Annotated in this window: 17 protein-coding genes; 11 read left to right on the plus strand and 6 right to left on the minus strand. The window is 64.7% G+C overall.

Annotated features, from left to right (window positions below; translation table 11 throughout):
• The first annotated feature begins 56 nt into the window (after positions 1-56).
• The 9 genes from ACK8OU_RS03685 (at position 57) to nadC (ending at position 11,372) form a co-directional block, all read left to right on the plus strand.
• Positions 57-1,007 (plus strand): TAXI family TRAP transporter solute-binding subunit, encoded by a 951-nt coding sequence (locus tag ACK8OU_RS03685; RefSeq protein ID WP_410302042.1) that lies wholly within the window; start codon positions 57-59, stop codon positions 1,005-1,007.
• A 69-nt stretch (positions 1,008-1,076) separates the two neighbouring features.
• Positions 1,077-3,176 (plus strand): TRAP transporter permease, encoded by a 2,100-nt coding sequence (locus ACK8OU_RS03690; protein WP_410302043.1) that lies wholly within the window; start codon positions 1,077-1,079, stop codon positions 3,174-3,176.
• A complete protein-coding gene (locus ACK8OU_RS03695) occupies positions 3,173-3,535 on the plus strand; it encodes a DUF1850 domain-containing protein (protein ID WP_410302044.1) in 363 nt (120 codons plus the stop codon). The genes ACK8OU_RS03690 and ACK8OU_RS03695 overlap by 4 nt, the downstream gene beginning before the upstream one ends.
• Positions 3,536-3,537: 2 nt before the next feature.
• Positions 3,538-4,737, plus strand: a complete 1,200-nt coding sequence (gene lhgO, locus ACK8OU_RS03700; protein ID WP_410302045.1) for an L-2-hydroxyglutarate oxidase — start codon at positions 3,538-3,540, stop codon at positions 4,735-4,737.
• Entirely contained in the window at positions 4,734-6,509 is a 1,776-nt protein-coding gene (locus tag ACK8OU_RS03705) for a sensor histidine kinase (protein WP_410302046.1), read from the plus strand. Before lhgO ends, ACK8OU_RS03705 begins: the two co-directional genes overlap by 4 nt.
• On the plus strand, positions 6,506-7,810 hold the full coding sequence (locus ACK8OU_RS03710; protein ID WP_410302047.1) for a sigma-54-dependent transcriptional regulator: 1,305 nt from the start codon (positions 6,506-6,508) through the stop codon (positions 7,808-7,810). The genes ACK8OU_RS03705 and ACK8OU_RS03710 overlap by 4 nt, the downstream gene beginning before the upstream one ends.
• 108 nt (positions 7,811-7,918) lie before the next feature.
• A complete protein-coding gene (gene nadA / locus ACK8OU_RS03715; RefSeq protein WP_410302048.1) occupies positions 7,919-8,971 on the plus strand; it encodes a quinolinate synthase NadA in 1,053 nt (350 codons plus the stop codon).
• Entirely contained in the window at positions 8,968-10,530 is a 1,563-nt protein-coding gene (locus ACK8OU_RS03720) for an L-aspartate oxidase (protein WP_410302049.1), read from the plus strand. Before nadA ends, ACK8OU_RS03720 begins: the two co-directional genes overlap by 4 nt.
• Positions 10,527-11,372 carry a carboxylating nicotinate-nucleotide diphosphorylase gene (nadC, locus tag ACK8OU_RS03725; RefSeq protein WP_410302050.1) on the plus strand — a complete coding sequence of 282 codons (846 nt, stop codon included), beginning with the start codon at positions 10,527-10,529 and terminating at the stop codon, positions 11,370-11,372. The genes ACK8OU_RS03720 and nadC overlap by 4 nt, the downstream gene beginning before the upstream one ends.
• A gap of 11 nt (positions 11,373-11,383) precedes the next feature.
• On the opposite strand, the gene ACK8OU_RS03730 is transcribed toward nadC, so the two are convergent.
• The 6 genes from ACK8OU_RS03730 to rsfS all read right to left on the minus strand — a co-directional run bounded on the left by ACK8OU_RS03730 (position 11,384) and on the right by rsfS (position 16,915).
• Positions 11,384-11,872, minus strand: a complete 489-nt coding sequence (locus ACK8OU_RS03730; protein ID WP_410302051.1) for an RNA pyrophosphohydrolase — start codon at positions 11,870-11,872, stop codon at positions 11,384-11,386.
• Between the two features lie 53 nt (positions 11,873-11,925).
• Positions 11,926-13,281: a S41 family peptidase gene (locus ACK8OU_RS03735; RefSeq protein WP_410302052.1), complete on the minus strand. Its 1,356-nt coding sequence runs from the start codon at positions 13,279-13,281 to the stop codon at positions 11,926-11,928.
• Between the two features lie 3 nt (positions 13,282-13,284).
• The gene (locus ACK8OU_RS03740; protein WP_410302053.1) at positions 13,285-14,430 is read right to left on the minus strand and encodes a murein hydrolase activator EnvC family protein; all 1,146 of its coding nucleotides are present in this window, start codon (positions 14,428-14,430) and stop codon (positions 13,285-13,287) included.
• 2 nt (positions 14,431-14,432) lie between these two features.
• Positions 14,433-15,953, minus strand: coding sequence for a 2,3-bisphosphoglycerate-independent phosphoglycerate mutase (gene gpmI, locus ACK8OU_RS03745; RefSeq protein ID WP_410302054.1), 1,521 nt, complete (start codon positions 15,951-15,953; stop codon positions 14,433-14,435).
• Between the two features lie 123 nt (positions 15,954-16,076).
• The gene (gene rlmH, locus ACK8OU_RS03750; RefSeq protein ID WP_410302055.1) at positions 16,077-16,544 is read right to left on the minus strand and encodes a 23S rRNA (pseudouridine(1915)-N(3))-methyltransferase RlmH; all 468 of its coding nucleotides are present in this window, start codon (positions 16,542-16,544) and stop codon (positions 16,077-16,079) included.
• Positions 16,544-16,915: a ribosome silencing factor gene (rsfS, locus tag ACK8OU_RS03755; RefSeq protein WP_410302056.1), complete on the minus strand. Its 372-nt coding sequence runs from the start codon at positions 16,913-16,915 to the stop codon at positions 16,544-16,546. The genes rlmH and rsfS overlap by 1 nt, the downstream gene beginning before the upstream one ends.
• 68 nt (positions 16,916-16,983) lie before the next feature.
• On the opposite strand from rsfS, the gene ACK8OU_RS03760 reads away from it, so the two are divergent.
• Together ACK8OU_RS03760 and leuC are read left to right on the plus strand one after the other, a co-directional pair.
• The gene (locus ACK8OU_RS03760) at positions 16,984-17,271 is read left to right on the plus strand and encodes a hypothetical protein (RefSeq protein WP_410302057.1); all 288 of its coding nucleotides are present in this window, start codon (positions 16,984-16,986) and stop codon (positions 17,269-17,271) included.
• A gap of 72 nt (positions 17,272-17,343) precedes the next feature.
• Positions 17,344-18,762 carry a 3-isopropylmalate dehydratase large subunit gene (gene leuC, locus ACK8OU_RS03765; RefSeq protein WP_410302058.1) on the plus strand — a complete coding sequence of 473 codons (1,419 nt, stop codon included), beginning with the start codon at positions 17,344-17,346 and terminating at the stop codon, positions 18,760-18,762.
• The last annotated feature ends 1 nt before the right edge of the window (position 18,763 follow it).

Genomic DNA, 18,763 nt, shown 5'->3' on the forward strand with positions numbered 1-18,763 from the left:
ACCATCCCGCATCGTCCGCAAACGATGCGGCCCATTGTCCTGAGGAGGAGATGACGATGACCATCAAACTGAAACTCGGCGCGTTCGTTGCCGGGGCGGCGCTTAGCGTGGCCCCCCTGGCGGCACAGGCCGAACAATTCATCAACATTCTGACCGGCGGCACGTCGGGCGTTTATTACCCCCTTGGGGTTGCGCTGTCCAAGGTCTATGCCGACGGCATCGAAGGCGCGCGCACCCAGGTGCAGGCTACCAAGGCCTCGGTTGAAAACCTGAACCTGCTGCAGCAGGGCAAGGGCGAACTGGGTCTTGCGCTGGGGGATTCGGTCAAATTCGCCTGGGAAGGCAATGAGGATGTCGGTTTCAAGGCCCCCCTGGACAAGCTGCGCGGGATTGCGGCGGTTTATCCGAACTACATCCAGATTGCGGCTTCGGCAGAATCCGGCGTGACCAGCCTTGCCGATCTGGCGGGCAAGGGCCTGTCGGTCGGTGCGGCGAAATCGGGCACCGAACTGAACGCGCGCGCGATCCTTGAAGCGGCCGGCATGGGCTATGCCGATCTGGGCAAGGTGGAATATCTGCCCTTCGCGGAATCGGTTGAACTGATGAAGAACCGGCAGCTGGATGCAACCCTGCAATCGGCGGGTCTTGGTGTGGCTTCGCTGAAGGATCTGGGCACCAGCCAGGCGATTGAAATCGTCTCTATTCCGGCTGAAATCGCCGAAAAGCTGGGTGCGCCCTACGTCGCAGCCACCATCCCTGCGGGTACCTATCAGGGCCAGGATGAAGACGTGCCGACCGTGGCCGTCGTCAATTTCCTTGTGACCCATGATGGCGTTGACGAAGAAACCGCCTATCAGATGACCAAGCTTCTGTTTGAGAACCTTGAAACGCTGGCGGCGGCGCACAACGCGGCCGCAGCGATCGATCTGCAAAAGGCGATCGAAGGCATGCCGATCCCGCTGCATCCTGGGGCGGAACGCTATTACCGTGAACAGGGTCTGATGTAAGATCCAAAAGCCGGCAAGGTCGGGCAGCCGTGTGCTGCCCGCCTTTTCTGTCGTATCGCGGAGGAACGGATGCTGCACGACAACCCGAAACACGAAATGCCCGATAGCGCGCCCGACCTGGCGATTCACGATCCCTTGGCCGACAGCTTTCCGGGCGGCGCCGAAGGTCGTACCCTGTTCTGGATAGCGGTCGCGTTTTCCGCCTTCCAGATCGCCACTGCCGCGCATCTGATCGACTTCGCAAGCCAGATCGTCCGCGCCTTCCACGTCGGTTTCTTGTTGCTGCTGGGCTTTCCGCTTCTGGCGCTGGCGCGCAAGGCGGGGCCCGCCATGAAGGCGTTCGCCTGGGCCATGGCCGGGCTGGGTGTGGTCGTGGCGCTTTATCAATATTGGGATTTCGTGCCGCTTCTGATGCGCGCCGGTGATCCCTTGCCGCGCGACATCGTGTTGGGTGTGATCGCCATCGGCACGGTCTTTGTTGCTGCCTGGGCGCTGATGGGCCCGGCGCTGCCGATCATTTCGGCGCTGTTCCTGTCCTACGCGCTGTTTGGCCAGAACCTGCCCGCGCCGCTTAATCACCGCGGCTATGATTTCGCGCAGGTGATCGAACATCTGGCCTATGGCACCGAAGGGATCTACGGCATCCCGACCTATGTGTCCTCAAGTTACATCTTCCTGTTCATCCTGTTTGGCGCTTTTCTGGAAAAGGCGGGGATGATCCGCCTGTTTACCGATGTGTCGCTGGGCCTTGTCGGGCACAAACAGGGCGGCGCGGCAAAGGTGTCGGTTCTGTCCTCGGGTCTGATGGGCACGATCTCGGGGTCTGGGGTGGCCAATGTCGTCACCACCGGACAGTTCACCATTCCGCTGATGAAAAGCTTTGGCTATCGCCCGGCCTTTGCCGGCGGTGTTGAGGCGACGGCTTCGATGGGTGGTCAGATCATGCCGCCGGTGATGGGTGCGGTTGCCTTTATCATGGCCGAAACCCTGGGCGTTGATTATGTCGAGGTGGTCAAGGCCGCGCTGATCCCCGCGATCCTGTATTTCCTGGGCGCGTTCTGGATGGTGCATCTTGAAGCGGGTCGCCGCAACTTGCGCGGCCTGTCGCGCGACGAATTGCCCTCGCCCCGCAAGGCGTTGAAGGAAAGCTGGTATCTGATCCTGCCGCTGGCTGTGCTGGTCTATCTGCTGTTTTCCGGCTACACCCCGCTGTTCGCCGGTACGATCGGCCTGGCGCTGACGGTGTTGCTGATCCTGGGCGGTTCGGTGGCGCTGGGTCTGCCCGCCGGTGCGATCCGGGTGATCTTCTGGATCGGCCTGGGCCTGATTGCCGCCGCCTTCTTCAAATTCGGTATCTGGGTGGTTACTGCCGCGATTGTGGCGCTGATCGTCGTCAACGCCCTGTCCAAGGGTGGGCGTGAAACGCTGGCCATCTGCCGTGACAGCCTGGCCGACGGGGCCAAGACGGCGCTGCCGGTGGGCATCGCCTGTGCGCTGGTGGGCGTGATCATCGGCGTGATGACGCTGACCGGGGCGGCAAATACCTTTGGCCAGTTCATTGTCGGCGTGGGGGAACAGAACCTGTTCCTGTCGCTGGTGCTGACGATGATCACCTGCATCGTGCTGGGGATGGGGATTCCCACGATCCCGAACTATATCATCACCTCGTCGATCGCGGGTCCGGCGCTGCTGGAACTGGGTGTGCCGCTGATCGTGTCGCACATGTTCGTGTTCTACTTCGGCATCCTTGCCGATCTGACGCCGCCGGTGGCCCTGGCCTGTTTTGCGGCGGCACCGATTGCCAAGGAAAACGGCCTTCGCATATCGATTGAGGCGATCAAGGTCGCCGCCGCGGGTTTCGTCATTCCGTTCATGGCGGTCTATACCCCGGCCTTGATGCTGCAACCCGGTGGTCCCTTGGCCGAGGCCATCGGCTTTGCGCCTGCCGTGGCCTACATCGTGCTCAAGGCGGTGCTGTCTATCGGGCTTTGGGGCGCGGCGGTGATCGGTTGGCTGGGGCGCGATCTGGTCTTCTGGGAACGTGCGCTGGCGATGGTTGCGGCATTCACGCTGGTTGCGGCGATGCCGATCACCGATGAAATCGGCTTTGCCCTTGTCGTCCTGTTCGCCGCGGCGCTTTGGTTCCGGCGCGGTCGCGTGGCGGCATGACCGCCTGCCTGATGATCGGGGCCACGCTTCTTTCGCTGTCGGGCGATGCTTTCACGCTGGAATGGGAACATTCGGTGGAAAGGATCGCCTGGCAAGAGGCGTGGCAGATCACGTCCGATGGCCTGAAACTGACCCGCGCCGCCGTGAAAGGATCTGGCGCGGGGATGGAACCGGGTCCCGGTGCCCGTCTGGCCGATGGCTGGTGGGTCTGGGCCCCGTCCCTGCCGTTGCTGCCCGCGCTGACCCTTGCCGCCTCTGGCGCAACGCGGGCGGGCTGGCGGCTGTGTGATGGGGATGACTGTCGCGAACTGGGCGCGGACCCCGGGGATGCAATCACGCTTGCCCCTTGCGGAGACTAGATATGGAAACAGCGGATTTCGTGGTCGTCGGCGGTGGCATCGTGGGGCTTGCCACGGCCTTGCGCCTTCAGGCGCTGCACCCCCGTGCGCGCATCCTTTTGCTGGAAAAAGAAGAATCTGTCGCCCAGCATCAGACGGGGCGCAATTCGGGCGTGATTCATGCAGGTGTCTACTATGCCCCCGGCAGCCTGAAGGCGCAGTTCTGCCGCGATGGCGCCGCGGCCACGCGCGCCTTTTGCGATGAACACGGGATTGCGCATGAAACCTGCGGCAAGCTGATCGTCGCGACCGACCCCGCGGAACTGCCACGCATGCAGGCGCTGTTTGAACGCGCCAGTGCCAATGGCATCCGCATCGAGCAAATCCCCGGTGAGACCGCCCGCCAGTGGGAGCCGAACATCCATAGTCTGGCCGCGCTTTGGTCGCCAGATACCGGCATTGTCGATTTTGGCGCGGTCGCCGCCCATATGGCGCGCCTGTTTGCCGAACGCGGTGGCGCAATCCGCCTTGGCGCCCGCGTCCTTGACGGAATTGAAACGGAATCGGGCGTCACCATCCGCAGCAAAACAGGCTCTATTTCAGCAGGAAAGGCCGTTTTCTGCGCGGGGCTGCATGCCGACAGGATGGCCCGTGCCTTTGGCCTTGACCCGGAATTCCGTATCATCCCGTTTCGCGGCGAATATTTCCGTATCCTGAACCAACCCAAGGATCTGGTGCAGCGGCTGATCTATCCGGTGCCTGATCCGGAACGCCCCTTCCTTGGCGTGCATCTGACGCGCAAGATGGACGGTGGGTTCACGGTGGGACCAAATGCGGTGCTGGCGATGAAGCGCGAAGGCTATGGAAAGTTTGATCTTTCGGTATCCGATCTGGCACAAAGCCTTGCCTGGCCGGGGTTCTGGCGGGTGGTGGCCCGCAACTTTGGCCCGGCGATGGGGGAACTTGCCGCCTCGGTCGCGCGCCCGCTGTATCTGCGCAAGGTGCGGCGCTATTGTGATCGGATCGGATTGCGCGATCTTGCCCCCTACCGCGCCGGTGTCCGCGCGCAGGCTGTTGCCCGTGATGGCAGCCTGATCGACGATTTCCTGTTTCTGGACGGGCGCCACAGCCTGCATGTCTGCAACGCGCCCTCACCTGCGGCCACCTCGGCCATTCCGATCGCGGATCACATCGTCACGCGTCTGCTTGGGCCGGGCGGATGATGGCGCGGCGCGGCATCCTGTGGCTTTTCCTGGTGGTGGTGGTGCTTGCCGCCGTGGCCTTCATGACCGCGCAGCGAATTGGCATGGCACAGCTGGACATGCGGCTGGATCAGTCGCTGATACTGACCGCCCGCGCCGTTGAAAGCGAGATTGAGCGGTTCCGTTCCCTGCCCGCCGTCGCGGCCGAGGACGCGCGTATCCGCGATGCGATCCGCACCCCGGAAAGCCCCGCAGTGATCGATGCCGCAAACCGCTATCTGGAAACGCTGGTGCGGCACACCGGGGCCACGCATCTGTATCTGATGGATGCGCAGGGCCGGACGCTTGCGGCCTCGAACTGGGATCAGGTGGATAGTTTCGTTGGCCAGGATTACGGCTTCCGCCCCTATTTTACCGATGCCCTGGCGAATGGCCGCGGCGGTTTCTATGCCATCGGCGTGACCACGCGATTGCCAGGATATTTTCTGTCCACATTGATTGAGGGTGGTGCGCGTGGGCCCGGGGTCCTGGTGGTCAAGATCGACCTGATGCCGCTGCAGCAAACCTGGGCTTCGGCGCGGTCTTCAACCGCGTTGGCGGATGCCGATGGCGTGGTCTTTCTGTCGGGTGATCCGTCCTGGCTTTATCGTCCGCTGCGCCCGCTTGGATCGCCGGCACAGGCGCGGCTGGCCGAACAGCGCACCTATGACGGCACCGATCCCGCCGCCGCCGCCCCGCTTCTGGTCGACGCAGGCGAACCGCTGGCCCTGCGCGACGGGGCTGGCCGCATGATGCGCGTGCGCACCGCCGACATTCCCGGCGAAGGCTGGCAGTTGCTGGCGGCCGACCCGGTCGCGCCGGTGCAGGGCGCTGCGGCGGCCTGGGCGGCGGCTGTGGCGGTTCTGGCGATGATTGCAGCTGGTGTCGCGAAAATTCAGCGTCAGCGCAGGCAGTTGGTGGCGCTGCGCCTGCGCCAGTCCGATTTGCTTGAGGAAAAGGTGACCGCGCGCACCCGCGCCCTTGCCCGCGAGATTGAGGCCCGCCGTCAGACCGAGGCCAGCCTGCGATCGGCGCAAGAGGTGCTGGTGCATTCCGAAAAAATGGCCGCGCTGGGCCGCATGTCCGCCGCGATCGTCCATGAAATCAGCCAGCCCCTTGCGGCGATGGAGGCGACGCTTGCCGCCGCCGAAATGTCCTTGCCACAGGGCGATACCGCGCGCACGGCCACGCGCATTGATACCGCGCGTGGGCTGATCCGCCGGATGCAGCGCACGACCAAGCATCTCAAGACCTTCAGCCGGAAAGAGCCGAACACACTGGACGTCATCGCGCTTGGCGGCCCGGTTGAAAATGCTCTGGAACTGGTGCAGCCCCGTGCCCGCGCCGTTGGGGTATATCCCACGTTTTCCGCAGGAACAGAGCCTGTTTTGGTGCGGGCCGGGGCGGTCCGGCTGGAACAGGTGTGTGTCAATCTGCTGCTGAACGCGCTGGACGCGGTCGATGGCCGGGCCGGCGGCACGGTATCCATCGGCATCACGACGACCGGGCCCGAAGCCCGCATCACCGTGCAGGATACCGGCGCCGGGATTGCGCCCGATGACCTGAAACGTGTGGCCGAGCCGTTCTTTTCCACCAAGGAAAGCGGCGAGGGGCTTGGCCTTGGGCTTGCCATCTCTCAGGCGATCATTGCTGAATTCGGCGGACGGATCGTGATTGAATCCACCCTGGGCGTCGGCACTACGGTCACCGTGATCCTGCCGTGCGCGCAATCCGGTCAGGAGGCCGCCGAATGAACGCGCTTGTCCATGTCGTCGATGATGATGCGGATCATCTGGCCGCCCTGTGCGATCTGATCGAGGCGGGTGGCCATCGGGTGCAGGGGTTCACATCCGGCGCGCAGGCGTTGGCGGTGCCGGATCAGCCCGATGCGCTGATCACCGATCTGCGGATGCCCGGCATGGACGGGTTCGCCCTGCTGGAGGCACTTCGCGCCCGCGGTGGCGACCTGCCCGTCATCATGCTGACCGGGCATGGTGATGTGCCCCATGCCGTGCGCGCGATCCGCATGGGTGCCGAGGATTTTCTGGAAAAGCCCTATGATGCGGCCCATCTGCTGATGGTGCTGGACCGTACCCTGCGCGCCCGCGCCACGCGCGAAGAACTCGCGCGTTTGCAGGATGCGGTGCGGGTTCGGGAAAGCGGCGCGATCCTGGGTGACTCTGTTGCGATCATCGCCCTTCGTGACCGTGTTGCCGCACTGGCCGTGCTGGATGTTGACGTTGTCGTCACTGGCGAAACGGGCACTGGCAAGGAACTTGTGGCGCGCGCCCTGCACAACCAGGGCCCCCGCGCCCCGGGCCCCTATGTCGCGATCAACTGCGCCGCCCTGCCCGAGGCATTGTTTGAATCCGAAATGTTCGGCCATGCCGCCGGTGCCTTTCCCGGCGCGCCGGAAAAGCCGGGCAAGCTTGAATCCGCGCATGGCGGCACCCTGGTTCTGGATGGGGTTGAGGCCCTGCCCCTGACGCTTCAGGCCAAGTTGCTGCGCGCGCTGCAGGAACGTCAGGTGGAACGGCTGGGCGAAAACCGTTTGCGTCCGCTGGCGCTTCGGGTCGTGGCAACCTCCAAGGCCGACCTGCGGGCGATGACGCTGGACGGCAGCTTTCGCGCGGATCTGTTCTACCGGCTTGCGGGCGCCGAAATAGCAACGCCCGCGCTGCGCGAACTGGGGGATGATATCACCGTGATCTTCACCCATTTCGCGCGCCTTGCCGCCGGCCGCTATGGCCGCCCCCTGCCCGACCTTCCCTTTGCCTTGCGCGGGGCCCTGTTGCGCCGTCCCTGGCCCGGCAATGTGCGTGAACTGAAGACCGCCGCCGAACGCTTTGCGCTGGGCCTTGACCTGCCAGAGGCGCTGCCCCCCGCCGCCGCGCCCGCCGAAACGCTTGCCGATCGCGTCGCGCAGTTTGAGGCGCGCGAAATCCGCGCCACGCTGGAACGTTGCCGGGGCAATACCGAACGCGCCGCGCAGGCCCTTGGAATGCCGCGGCGGACACTGAACGACAAGATGAACCGCTATGGAATCCGCACCTGATCACGCCCGCCCGGCAGAAAAGTGACCTTGGGTGCACTTTTCCCGTGGAACTCGGCCCCGGCAATCCTTAAATGGCACCCGTCTTCGGTCTTGGGGGGAGGATTACCCATGCTGGACTTCGCGATGATGCGCGCCACCCTGGCCGAGGCCTATGACCTCGCGCCCTCTGTCACGCTGGCCGAGGAGATGCGCGATATCCATGCGCGCATGGATCGCGTGGTTCCGTTCCCGGATTTCGCCCGCTACGCGCCCTATATCCGGGCGATCAACGCCCTGAAACGGGATCGCAACGCCGTGATCCTGGCCCATAACTACATGACGCCGGAAATCTTTCATGGTGTTGCCGATGTGGTGGGCGACAGCCTGCAGCTGGCGATCGAGGCGACCAGGGTCGAAGCCGATGTGATCGTGCAGTGCGGCGTGCATTTCATGGCCGAAACCTCCAAGATCCTGAACCCGGCAAAGACGGTCCTGATCCCCGACATCGAGGCCGGCTGTTCGCTGGCTGAATCGATTACCGCCGAAGGCATCGCCGAGATGCGCGCCAAATACCCCGGTGCGCCGGTCGTGTCCTATGTCAACACCACCGCCGAGGTTAAGGCTGCGTCCGACATCTGCTGCACCTCTTCCAATGCGGCGCAGATCGTTGCGGCGATGGAAAGCGATCTGGTGATCATGACGCCCGACCAGTACCTGGCGCAGAACGTGGCCAGGCAGGTGCCGCAGAAAAAGATCGTCTGGTGGGCGGGGTCCTGCATCGTGCACGAACAATACACCCCCCAGGATCTGCGCGATTTCCGCAGCCACTGGCCCGGTACCCGCATCATCGCCCACCCCGAATGTCCCCCAGATGTGGTGGCCGAGGCGGATTTTTCGGGCTCGACCTCGGGCATCATCGACTATGTGCACCGTGAAAAGCCGGGCCGGGCGATGCTGGTGACGGAATGTTCGATGGCTTCGAACATCGCCGACGCCCTGCCCGAGGTGGAATTTGTCGGCCCCTGCAACATGTGCCCCTACATGAAAAAGATCACGCTGGAAAAAATCCTGTGGTCGCTGCACACGATGACCGAAGAGGTGGTCGTCGATCCCGACATTTCGGAAAAGGCACGGATTTCGGTGCAACGGATGATTGATCTGTCGCGGAAGCTTGCGAAGTGAACCCGATCCGCACCGATCGCGTGATCATCGTGGGCGCGGGTCTGGGCGCGCTTTATGCCGCGCTGAAACTGGCGCCCCATCCGGTTCTGGTTATTTCGCCGGAAATGCTGGGTGTCGGGGCCTCATCCGCCTGGGCGCAGGGTGGCGTCGCTGCTGCGATGGCCGCCAACGACACGCCCGAGGCCCATGCCCAGGATACCGTGCGTGCCGGTGCCGGTACGGTGGATGCCGCGGTCGCACAGATGGTCACCGCCGAGGCGCGCCAGCACATCCTTGACCTGACCGATCTGGGCACGCCCTTCGACCGCGATGTCAGGGGCGGCTATGTCATGTCGCGCGAGGCGGCCCATTCGACTGCGCGCGTGGTGCGGGTCAAGGGCGATCAGGCCGGGCATGAGATCATGCAGACGCTGATCGCCGCAGTTCGGGAAACCCCGTCCGTTCAGGTGGCCGAAGGTGTCCTGGCATCGGGGCTGGATCTGCGTGATGGCCGCGTGGCCGGGGTCTGGGTTGAACGCGCCGGGACCCCCACGGGACGGATTCTGGTAGAGGGCACCGCGGTTCTGCTGGCGGGTGGCGGGTCCGGCGGCTTGTTCGCTGTAACCACCAATCCGCCGCGCATCCGGGGCCAGGTGATCGGCATGGCCGCCCGCGCCGGGGCCGTCATTGCCGATGCGGAATTCGTACAGTTCCACCCCACCGCGATCGCGTCGGGCGAAGATCCCGCCCCCCTGGCGACCGAGGCGTTGCGGGGCGAAGGGGCCACACTGATCAACAGCGCGGGTGAACGCTTCATGCTGACGGTCCACCCCGATGCAGAACTTGCCCCGCGCGATATTGTTGCACGCGCGGTCTATCGTGAAACGCAGGCCGGGCGCCGCCCGGCGCTTGACACCCGTTCCGTGCTGGGCACCGAGGTTCTGACCCGCTTTCCCGCGGTTGCCGAAGCCTGCAAAAGGGCTGGAATAGACCCTGTTTCGCAGCCCATTCCCGTGGCCGCCGCCGCGCATTACCACATGGGCGGGATCAAGACGGACCCGCAGGGCCATGCCAGTCTTGGCAATCTTTGGGTCTGTGGCGAGGCCTCATCCACCGGCTTGCACGGGGCAAACCGGCTTGCGTCCAACGGGCTGCTGGAGGCGCTGGTTTACGCCCGCCGCTGCGCGCTGGATATTGCCGCAATGCTTTCCGACCCGGTCGATGCGCCGCCGGTTGCGCTGGATTTCCCACAAGGTGGTGCGGTGGTTGATGAGGCCGCCGTGGCGCGGTTGCGTCAGGCGATGACCGATGGCGTCGGTGTCGTGCGTACCGCCCAGGGTCTGCGCCAGGCGCTTGCCACGATCGCCGAGATCGAGGCCGCGGCCACCTCGGAAACGTTGCGCAACATGACCGCCACCGCTACGCTGATCGCCGCCGCCGCCCTTGTGCGCCGCGAAAGCCGGGGCGGACATTTCCGTGCCGATTATCCGCAGGCCGATCCGGCACAGGCGCATCGTTCGCATCTGACCCTTGCCGAGGCACTGAAAATCCGCGCCCAGGCCCTGGAGGAAACCGCATGACCGCCCCCCTGCCCGATTTCCTGCTGGAACCGCTGGTCCGCGCCGCGCTGACCGAAGATCTGTCGCCGATGGGCGATGTTACCACCCGCGCCGTGGTTCCCGCGGGCGCACGCTACAAGGCGCGGCTGAACGCGCGCGAACCGGGCATGGTGTCGGGCATGCAGATCGCGGCGCTGGCGTTCCGGCTGATCGATCCTGCGCTGCGGATCCGCGTGCTGGTTGACGACGGCCAGCCCTGCACCCCCGGCGCCACCCTGATGGAGATTGAAGGCGCGGCCAGTTCGATCCTGATGGCGGAACGCGTCGCGCTGAATTTCGCAGGCCGGCTTAGCGGCATTGCCACCCTGACCGCCGCATTCGTGGCCCAGACCAAGGGTACCAGGGCCCGCATCACCTGCACCCGCAAGACGACGCCGGGCCTGCGCATGGTGGAAAAGCTGGCAGTGCAGCATGGGGGTGGGTCAAACCATCGCTTTGGCCTGTCGGATGCGATCCTGATAAAGGACAATCACATCGCTGCCGCCGGCGGGGTGCGTCAGGTCCTGCAGGCCGCCCGTGCCGCCCGCAGCCACATGATGCGGGTGGAACTGGAGGTGGACAGCCTGCGCCAGCTGGAAGAGGCACTTGGCGTCGGCGGCGCCGATGTCATCTTGCTGGACAACATGGATACCCAAACCCTGCGCGCCGCCGTTGCCATCAATGCCGGCCGGCTGGTGCTGGAGGCGTCGGGCAACATGCGCCTTGACCGCATCGCCGAGGTTGCCGCGACCGGTGTCGATTATATTTCCAGCGGTGCGCTGACCCATTCGGCGCGTACGCTGGACCTTGGCCTGGATTTCTGAACCGGCGCCGGTCAGGCCAGATGGCCGCGAAAGGCGCTGACCACCTGTTCATAGACCGACCTTTTGAACGGCACGATCGAGGCGACCATTTCGTCGGCATCGATCCAGCGCCATGTGGAAAATTCCGGGTGGTCGGTGTCGATGCGGATCTGGTCGTCGTGGCCAAGAAAGCGGAACAGGAACCATTTCTGCCGCTGGCCGCGATATTTTCCGCCCCAGACCTTGCCCAGAAGGTCGGGCGGCAGGTCATAGGTGACCCAGTCCGGCGTCTTGGCAACGAATTCCACCAGATCGTCGGTGACGCCGGTTTCTTCCCACAATTCGCGCAGTGCCGCCGCGCGCGGCTTTTCACCATCATCAATCCCGCCCTGGGGCATTTGCCAGGCCGGTGTGGGGTTGTCGATCCGCTGGCCGGCAAAGATCAGCCCGGCGCTGTTCATCAGAACCACGCCGACACAGGGACGATAGGGCAGCAAGGACGGGTCGGTCGTGGTCATCACGCTCTCATGGCTGAAAAAGGGGACCGTGGGGTCCCCCTTGGCGTTCAGGTTTGTTACCTGCCCTGGCTGTAGGCAGGGGCCAGCGCACTGAACCCGCGAAGGATATCCAGCGCATAGGCCAGCTGATAATCCTCTTTGCGCAGTTTTGCCGCGGCTTCGGCGCGCGCCAGTTCCTCATCGGCCAGACGCTTTTCATCCTCGGTCATGGAATCGTTGGCAAGCGAACCGCGCAGATCCGCCTCGGACCGGTCATGCGCCCCGTTCGCCGCATCGGCTTCTTCCTCGCCGGTGACGGGGGGGCGAACGGGCTGTTCCACGATGATGTCGGGCGCGATTCCCATCGCCTGGATCGACCGCCCCGAAGGCGTGTAATACCGTGCGGTGGTCAGGCGCATCGCCGCCTCGCCCCGGATCGGCATTACCGTCTGAACCGATCCCTTGCCAAAGCTTTTCGTGCCCACGACGATGGCGCGTCGGTGATCCTGCAAGGCCCCCGTCACGATTTCCGAAGCCGAGGCCGAGCCGCCGTTGATCAGCACCACGATCGGCTTGCCATCGGCCAGATCCCCGGGCGTTGCGTTGAAGCGTTCGCTTTCCTCGGGGTGACGGCCGCGGGTTGAAACGATCTCGCCCGCGTCAAGGAAGGCGTCGGACACCTCGATCGCCTGGTTCAGCAGACCGCCGGGGTTGTTGCGCATGTCCAGAACAAAGCCATTGACCTTGTCCATGCCGCCGACGTCATCCACGGCCTTCTTCAGGCTTTCCCGCAGGTTGGCAAAGGTCTGGTCGTTGAAGGTGGTGATGCGCAGCACGACGGTTTCACCCTCGGTCCGGCCGCGCACGGCGGTCAGCTTGATCGTGTCGCGGATGATCGACACATCAAAGGGTTCTGCCACGCCTTCGCGGACCACGGTAATGATGATTTCCGACCCGACGGGACCGCGCATCCGGTCCACCGCCTGATCCAGCGTCAGGCCCAGAACGGATTCGCCATCGACATGGGTAATGAAATCGCCCGCCTGCATGCCCGCCGCTGCCGCGGGCGTGTCATCCATGGGTGCGACGACCTTGACGAAGCCTTCTTCCTGGGTGACCTCAATCCCCAGGCCGCCGAAAGACCCGCGGGTCTGCACGCGCATGTCATCGTAATCTTCGGGCGGCAGATAGCCGGAATGCGGATCAAGCGAGGACAACATCCCGTTGATCGCCGCCTCGATCAATTCGGCCGCATCCACCTCTTCGACATAATCGGCGCGGACGCGTTCAAATATGTCGCCGAAAAGGTCCAGCTGTTCATAAACCGAGGACGGCTTGGCCGCTTCCTGCGCCAGCAGCGGGGCAGCCACCTGTGTGGTCATCAGCGCCCCGGCGACGGTTCCGCCCAACGCGGCCATGAGGAATTTTTTCATCGTCTAACCCTGGTCTTCCCTTGTTTCGCTGAACCACCCGGCCGGGTCCACAGGCTCTCCCTCGACCCGAAGTTCAATATAAAGCGTTTCCGATCGCCCCGCGCCACCGCCTTGTGTGGCGGCGGCCACAAAAAGGGCACCGAATTCCTGCGCCGACAGCTCTGTCCCGCCCATAAGGCCCAGCGGCGCCCCTGCCGGCAGGACGTCGGCCGTTTCACCATAAACGGTTCCAAGCCCCGCCAGGATCAGAAGATAGCCTTCTGCGGGCTCAATGATCATCACATTTCCGTAGTCCAGCAGCGGGCCGCGATAGCGGATCGTTGCGGGCCAGGGCGTGGTGACCAGCGCCGCGGGTGCCGTCGCCAGGATCATCCCGGGGCGACGGATGCCCGCCGCGTCCGCCTCGTTGAAGCGGCGCAGAACCGTGCCCATGACCGGCAGGCGCAGCATGCCCCTTGCCGCGGCGAAATCCTCCAGCGGCGCGCCGATGTCACTGTCCAGCCCCGCCAGCCCCAAAGCGAACCCTTCCAGCGTATCGGCGCTTTCAACCAATTGGCGCAGCTCGGCCGGGTCTTCCAGATAGCGGCGCGGAAGGTCGGTCCGGTCGGCCATCGCCTGGCTTAGCGCGGTGCGCGCCGACTGGACCGAGGCCAGCCCCTCTTCCAGCACATCCGCGGCGCTTTGCTGCAACGCCCGCAGGGTCGAGATTTCTTCCAGCGCCCGGCGCATCGTCTCGGCTTCGGCCTGCAGCGCGGGGGTGACCGACGACAGGATCATCCCCGACCGCGCGGATCCCTCGGCCCCGGACGGATGCAGCATCAGAAGCGGGCCTTCCGATTGCTCCATCGTCGACATCACACCCAGCAGACGCCCGACATGGTCGCGCCGGGCCTCAAATTCGGCCCGGATCTCATTCTCGCGGATGGCGGCGCGGCGCAGACCATCGCGCATCGCAGCCAGACCTTCCTCATAGGCGCGGATCGTTTCGGTCAGCGCATCCACCCGATCCCGTCGGCTTTGCGCGGCATCCAGCTGACCGATCGCCGCGCGCAAACCTTCGGCGGCACGCAGGGCGCCGTCTGTCGCGGGGTTTTCGGCCAGCGCCGCGCCCGCCGCAAGGAACACAAGGGCCAGAAGGGCTGCGCGCATCCTTACCGCTCGATCAGGGTCTTGCCGGTCATTTCGGGCGGCACCGGCAGGCCCATCAGGTCCAGCAGCGTCGGCGCAAGGTCCGCCAGCCGCCCGTGCCGCAGCCGCACCCCCGCAGGCCCGCCGATCAGCGCGACCGGCACCGGGTTTGTCGTATGCGCGGTATGCGGTCCGCCGGTTTCGGGGTCGATCATCGTTTCGCAATTACCGTGGTCGGCGGTCAGGATCATCGTGCCGCCCGCCGCCCGCAGCGCCCCAAGCACGCGGCCCAGATCGCGGTCGATCTCTTCGCAGGCTGCGATGGCGGCGGGCAGGCTGCCGGTGTGGCCCACCATGTCTGGGTTGGCATAGTTCACCACGATCAGGTCATAGCCGTGGCCGATCGCCTCGACCAAATGGTCGGTGACCTCGGGCGCGGACATTTCCGGCTGCAGGTCATAGGTCGCCACCCTGGGCGATTTCGGCATGAAGCGATCCTCGCCCGCCTCGGGCGTTTCCTTCCCGCCGTTCAGGAAGAAGGTGACATGGGGGTATTTTTCGGTCTCGGCCAGCCGGAACTGGGTCAGGCCCTGCCTGGCGACCCATTCACCCAGCGTGTTGACGATTTCGCGCTTGGGAAAAGCGGTCGCCATGAAGGCGCTGTGCGCGGCGGAATATTCCACCATGCCCAGCAGCGCCGCCCAGTCCGGGCGCTTGCCGGTGCCGAACCCGTCAAAGCCGGGGGCCGCCAGCGCCGCCAGGATTTCACGCGCGCGATCGGCCCGGAAATTCAGGCAAAAGAAGCCGTCTCCATCCCTGGCCCCGGCATAATCCCCGATCACGCTGGGGGCGATGAATTCGTCCATCTCGCCCTTGGCATAGCTGATGGCGACCGCCTCGGCCGGGGTTGCAGCATGTTCGCCCGCGGCATTCACCATTGCCTGATAGGCGCGCGATACACGTTCCCAACGATTGTCACGATCCATCGCCCAATAGCGCCCGATCACTGTGCCCACCCGCGCCCCTTCGGGCAGATCGCGCACCAACCGTTCGATGAACCCGCCGGCGCTGTCCGGGGCCACATCGCGCCCGTCGGTGATCGCATGCAGCACCACCGGCACACCCTGACGGACCAGCGCATGACAGGCCGCCAGCACATGCACGATATGGCCATGCACCCCGCCATCCGACACGACCCCCATCAGATGTGCCGCCCCGCCCGAAGCTTTCAGCTTGCCGGCAAACGCCACCAGCGCCGCGTTTTCAAAGAACGACCCGTCCTCGATCGACAGGTCGATCGCGCCCAGATCCATCGCGACCACGCGACCCGCACCGATATTGGTGTGCCCCACCTCGGAATTGCCCATCTGTCCGGTGGGCAGGCCCACATCCGGCCCATGGGTGATCAGCGTGGCCTTCGGGCAGGTCGCCATGATCCGGTCGATATTGGGGGTGTGGGCCAGCGCGGGGGCGTTGCCCTCGGTTTCGGCGCGCTCGCCCCAGCCGTCAAGAATGCACAGCACAACGGGTTTCGGACGGGTCATCGGCGCCTCCTGAACTGATTTGGCCTTACATACGGCGGCGCCCCCCCAACGGCAACAAGGCCCCCTTCGGCTTTGCACAAATATCCCGGGGGAGTCGCCGCAAGGCGACGGGGGCAGCGCCCCCTACACCCGATGGTAGGGGGTGCCGGCCAGGATCTGGCCCGCCCGGTAAAGCTGTTCGGCCAGCATCACCCGCACCAGCATGTGGGGCCAGACCATCTTGCCGAAACTGATCGAGAAATCGGCCCTGGCGCGCAGCACCGGGGCGATCCCGTCGGCGCCGCCGATCACCAGGCACAGGTTGCGTCCGGCATCACGCCAGCCGCCGATCCGGTCCGCAAATTCCGGCGAGGACAGCATCGCCCCGCGCTCATCCAGCGTCACCAGAACCGCGCCCTGCGGAATGACGCGTTCCAGCAGCGCGGCCTCGGCTTCCATGCCAAGGTTCTTCTTGTCCTCGACCTCGACAACGGCGGCAGGGCCAAGGCCAAAGGCCCGCCCCGCCTTGCCGAAACGGTCAAGATAGTCGTTCACCAGCGTCAGTTCGGGTCCGGCGCGCAGCCGGCCCACCGCCGCGATCGTCACCCGCATCAGACCTGGGTCGCCCCCGAGGGCATCCACATCTTTTCCAGCTGATAGAATTCGCGCACTTCGGGGCGGAACACATGGACGATCACGTCATTGGTGTCGATCAGGACCCAGTCGCCCTGATCCTTGCCCTCGATCTTGCAGCTGCGGTCAAAGTCCTGCTTCAGCCGATCCATCAGCTTTTCGGCGATGGCACCCACCTGCCGCGAGGACCGCCCCGAGCAGATCACCATGTAATCGGCCATGGACGACCGGCCCCGAAGGTCGATCGGGACGATGTCTTCGGCCTTGTCATCTTCGAGGGACTCGATGATCCGGGCAAGCAGCTGTTCGCTTGTCACGTCGGATCCGTGCGTGCTGACGCCGACCGTCATGGGCGCGGCCTTTTCGGCCGGGGTTCTGGCCGCCGATGGTGTCTGAGACAGGACATAGTCCTCCTGGGTTGCGCGCCGATACCGGACCCCGGCGCCGGGAATATGACAAGCCTAACACCGGGCGCGCGAAATCTCAACGTTGGCACGATGCTGCTGTCGTGGTTTTCAGCCGTCGGCCATATCCGCCGGCCGGGCGCGCGGCAAGGGCCGTTTTCGGTTTCAGCACGGTTTCGATTGCCAGACTCGATCCGCTGGCTTATTTAGCGCGCATGATCCGTTTTTTCGACATGGACGATCGCGCCCGTCTTCCCTGGCGCTTTTACGGCGAAAGCCGGTCCATCCTCGCGCGACTTTGACGCCGGGGCGTGCCTTGGCGCGCCCAGTTACGCGTTAACCGATCACCAGCCATCCTTCAGAAAGTGAGAGCCATGTCCGCTCCGAAAACCCTCTATGACAAGATCTGGGATGCCCATGTCGTGGATACCCAGCCCGACGGCACCTGCCTGCTGTATATCGACCGTCACCTGGTCCACGAAGTGACCAGCCCGCAGGCCTTTGAAGGGCTGCGCATGTCGGGCCGCAAGGTGCGGGCGCCGGAAAAGACCATCGCCGTGCCGGACCACAACGTCCCCACCACCGCGGGCCGCGAAACCCATATCGACAATGAGGAATCGCGCATCCAGGTCGACGCGCTGGACAAGAACGCCAGGGATTTCGGCATCAACTATTATCCGGTGACCGACATCCGTCAGGGCATCGTGCATATCGTCGGCCCCGAACAGGGCTGGACCCTGCCGGGCATGACCGTCGTTTGCGGTGACAGCCACACCGCCACGCATGGCGCCTTCGGCGCGCTGGCGCATGGCATCGGCACCTCCGAGGTGGAACACGTTCTGGCCACCCAGACGCTGATCCAGAAGAAATCCAGGAACATGAAAGTGGAAATCACCGGGAAACTGCGCCCGGGCGTCACCGCCAAGGACATCACCCTGTCGATCATCGGTCAGACCGGCACCGCCGGCGGTACCGGCTATGTCATCGAATATTGTGGCGAGGCGATCCGCGATCTGTCGATGGAAGGCCGCATGACCGTGTGTAACATGGCGATCGAAGGCGGCGCCCGTGCCGGCCTGATCGCACCGGATGAAACGACCTTTGACTATGTCAAGGGCCGTCCGCACGCCCCCAAGGGCGCCGCGTGGGAAGCCGCGCTGGCCTGGTGGAAGACGCTTTACACCGATGAAGGCGCGCATTTCGACAAGGTCGTGACGATCCGCGGCGAAGACATCGCCCCCGTCGTGACCTGGGGCACCAGCCCCGAAGACGTGCTGCCGATCACCGCCACCGTCCCCGCGCCGGAAGATTTCAACGGCGGCAAGGTCGATGCCGCACGCCGCAGCCTGGACTACATGGGCCTGACGCCGGGCATGAAGCTGACCGACATCAAGATCGATGCGGTCTTCATCGGGTCCTGCACCAACGGCCGGATTGAGGATCTGCGCGCCGCCGCCGAAATCCTGAAGGGCAAGCATCTGGCCCCGGGTGTGCGCGGCATGGTGGTGCCGGGGTCTGGTCTGGTGCGGCTGCAGGCCGAGGAAGAGGGTCTGGATAAGATATTCAAGGACGCGGGCTTTGAATGGCGTCTGGCCGGTTGCTCGATGTGCCTGGGGATGAACCCCGACCAGCTGGCACCGGGCGAACGCTGCGCGGCCACCTCGAACCGCAACTTCGAAGGCCGCATGGGCCGCGGCGGGCGCACCCATCTGATGAGCCCGGTCATGGCGGCCGCCGCCGCGATCACCGGCCATCTGACCGATGTGCGCGACATCATGGCCGAAACGGTCTGAG

This window comes from Pontitalea aquivivens, assembly GCF_046507575.1.
Taxonomy (GTDB): domain Bacteria; phylum Pseudomonadota; class Alphaproteobacteria; order Rhodobacterales; family Rhodobacteraceae; genus Pontitalea; species Pontitalea aquivivens.

What these genes read in the sequence shown, in the direction of transcription:
- ACK8OU_RS03685 (WP_410302042.1), top strand. Translation starts at nt 57, where the DNA reads ATGACCATCAAACTGAAACTCGGCGCGTTCGTTGCCGGGGCGGCGCTT.
- ACK8OU_RS03690 (WP_410302043.1), top strand. Translation starts at nt 1,077, where the DNA reads ATGCTGCACGACAACCCGAAACACGAAATGCCCGATAGCGCGCCCGAC.
- ACK8OU_RS03695 (WP_410302044.1), top strand. Translation starts at nt 3,173, where the DNA reads ATGACCGCCTGCCTGATGATCGGGGCCACGCTTCTTTCGCTGTCGGGC.
- lhgO (WP_410302045.1), top strand. Translation starts at nt 3,538, where the DNA reads ATGGAAACAGCGGATTTCGTGGTCGTCGGCGGTGGCATCGTGGGGCTT.
- ACK8OU_RS03705 (WP_410302046.1), top strand. Translation starts at nt 4,734, where the DNA reads ATGATGGCGCGGCGCGGCATCCTGTGGCTTTTCCTGGTGGTGGTGGTG.
- ACK8OU_RS03710 (WP_410302047.1), top strand. Translation starts at nt 6,506, where the DNA reads ATGAACGCGCTTGTCCATGTCGTCGATGATGATGCGGATCATCTGGCC.
- nadA (WP_410302048.1), top strand. Translation starts at nt 7,919, where the DNA reads ATGCTGGACTTCGCGATGATGCGCGCCACCCTGGCCGAGGCCTATGAC.
- nadC (WP_410302050.1), top strand. Translation starts at nt 10,527, where the DNA reads ATGACCGCCCCCCTGCCCGATTTCCTGCTGGAACCGCTGGTCCGCGCC.
- ACK8OU_RS03735 (WP_410302052.1), bottom strand. Translation starts at nt 13,281, where the DNA reads ATGAAAAAATTCCTCATGGCCGCGTTGGGCGGAACCGTCGCCGGGGCG.
- ACK8OU_RS03740 (WP_410302053.1), bottom strand. Translation starts at nt 14,430, where the DNA reads ATGCGCGCAGCCCTTCTGGCCCTTGTGTTCCTTGCGGCGGGCGCGGCG.
- gpmI (WP_410302054.1), bottom strand. Translation starts at nt 15,953, where the DNA reads ATGACCCGTCCGAAACCCGTTGTGCTGTGCATTCTTGACGGCTGGGGC.
- rlmH (WP_410302055.1), bottom strand. Translation starts at nt 16,544, where the DNA reads ATGCGGGTGACGATCGCGGCGGTGGGCCGGCTGCGCGCCGGACCCGAA.
- rsfS (WP_410302056.1), bottom strand. Translation starts at nt 16,915, where the DNA reads ATGACGGTCGGCGTCAGCACGCACGGATCCGACGTGACAAGCGAACAG.
- leuC (WP_410302058.1), top strand. Translation starts at nt 17,344, where the DNA reads ATGTCCGCTCCGAAAACCCTCTATGACAAGATCTGGGATGCCCATGTC.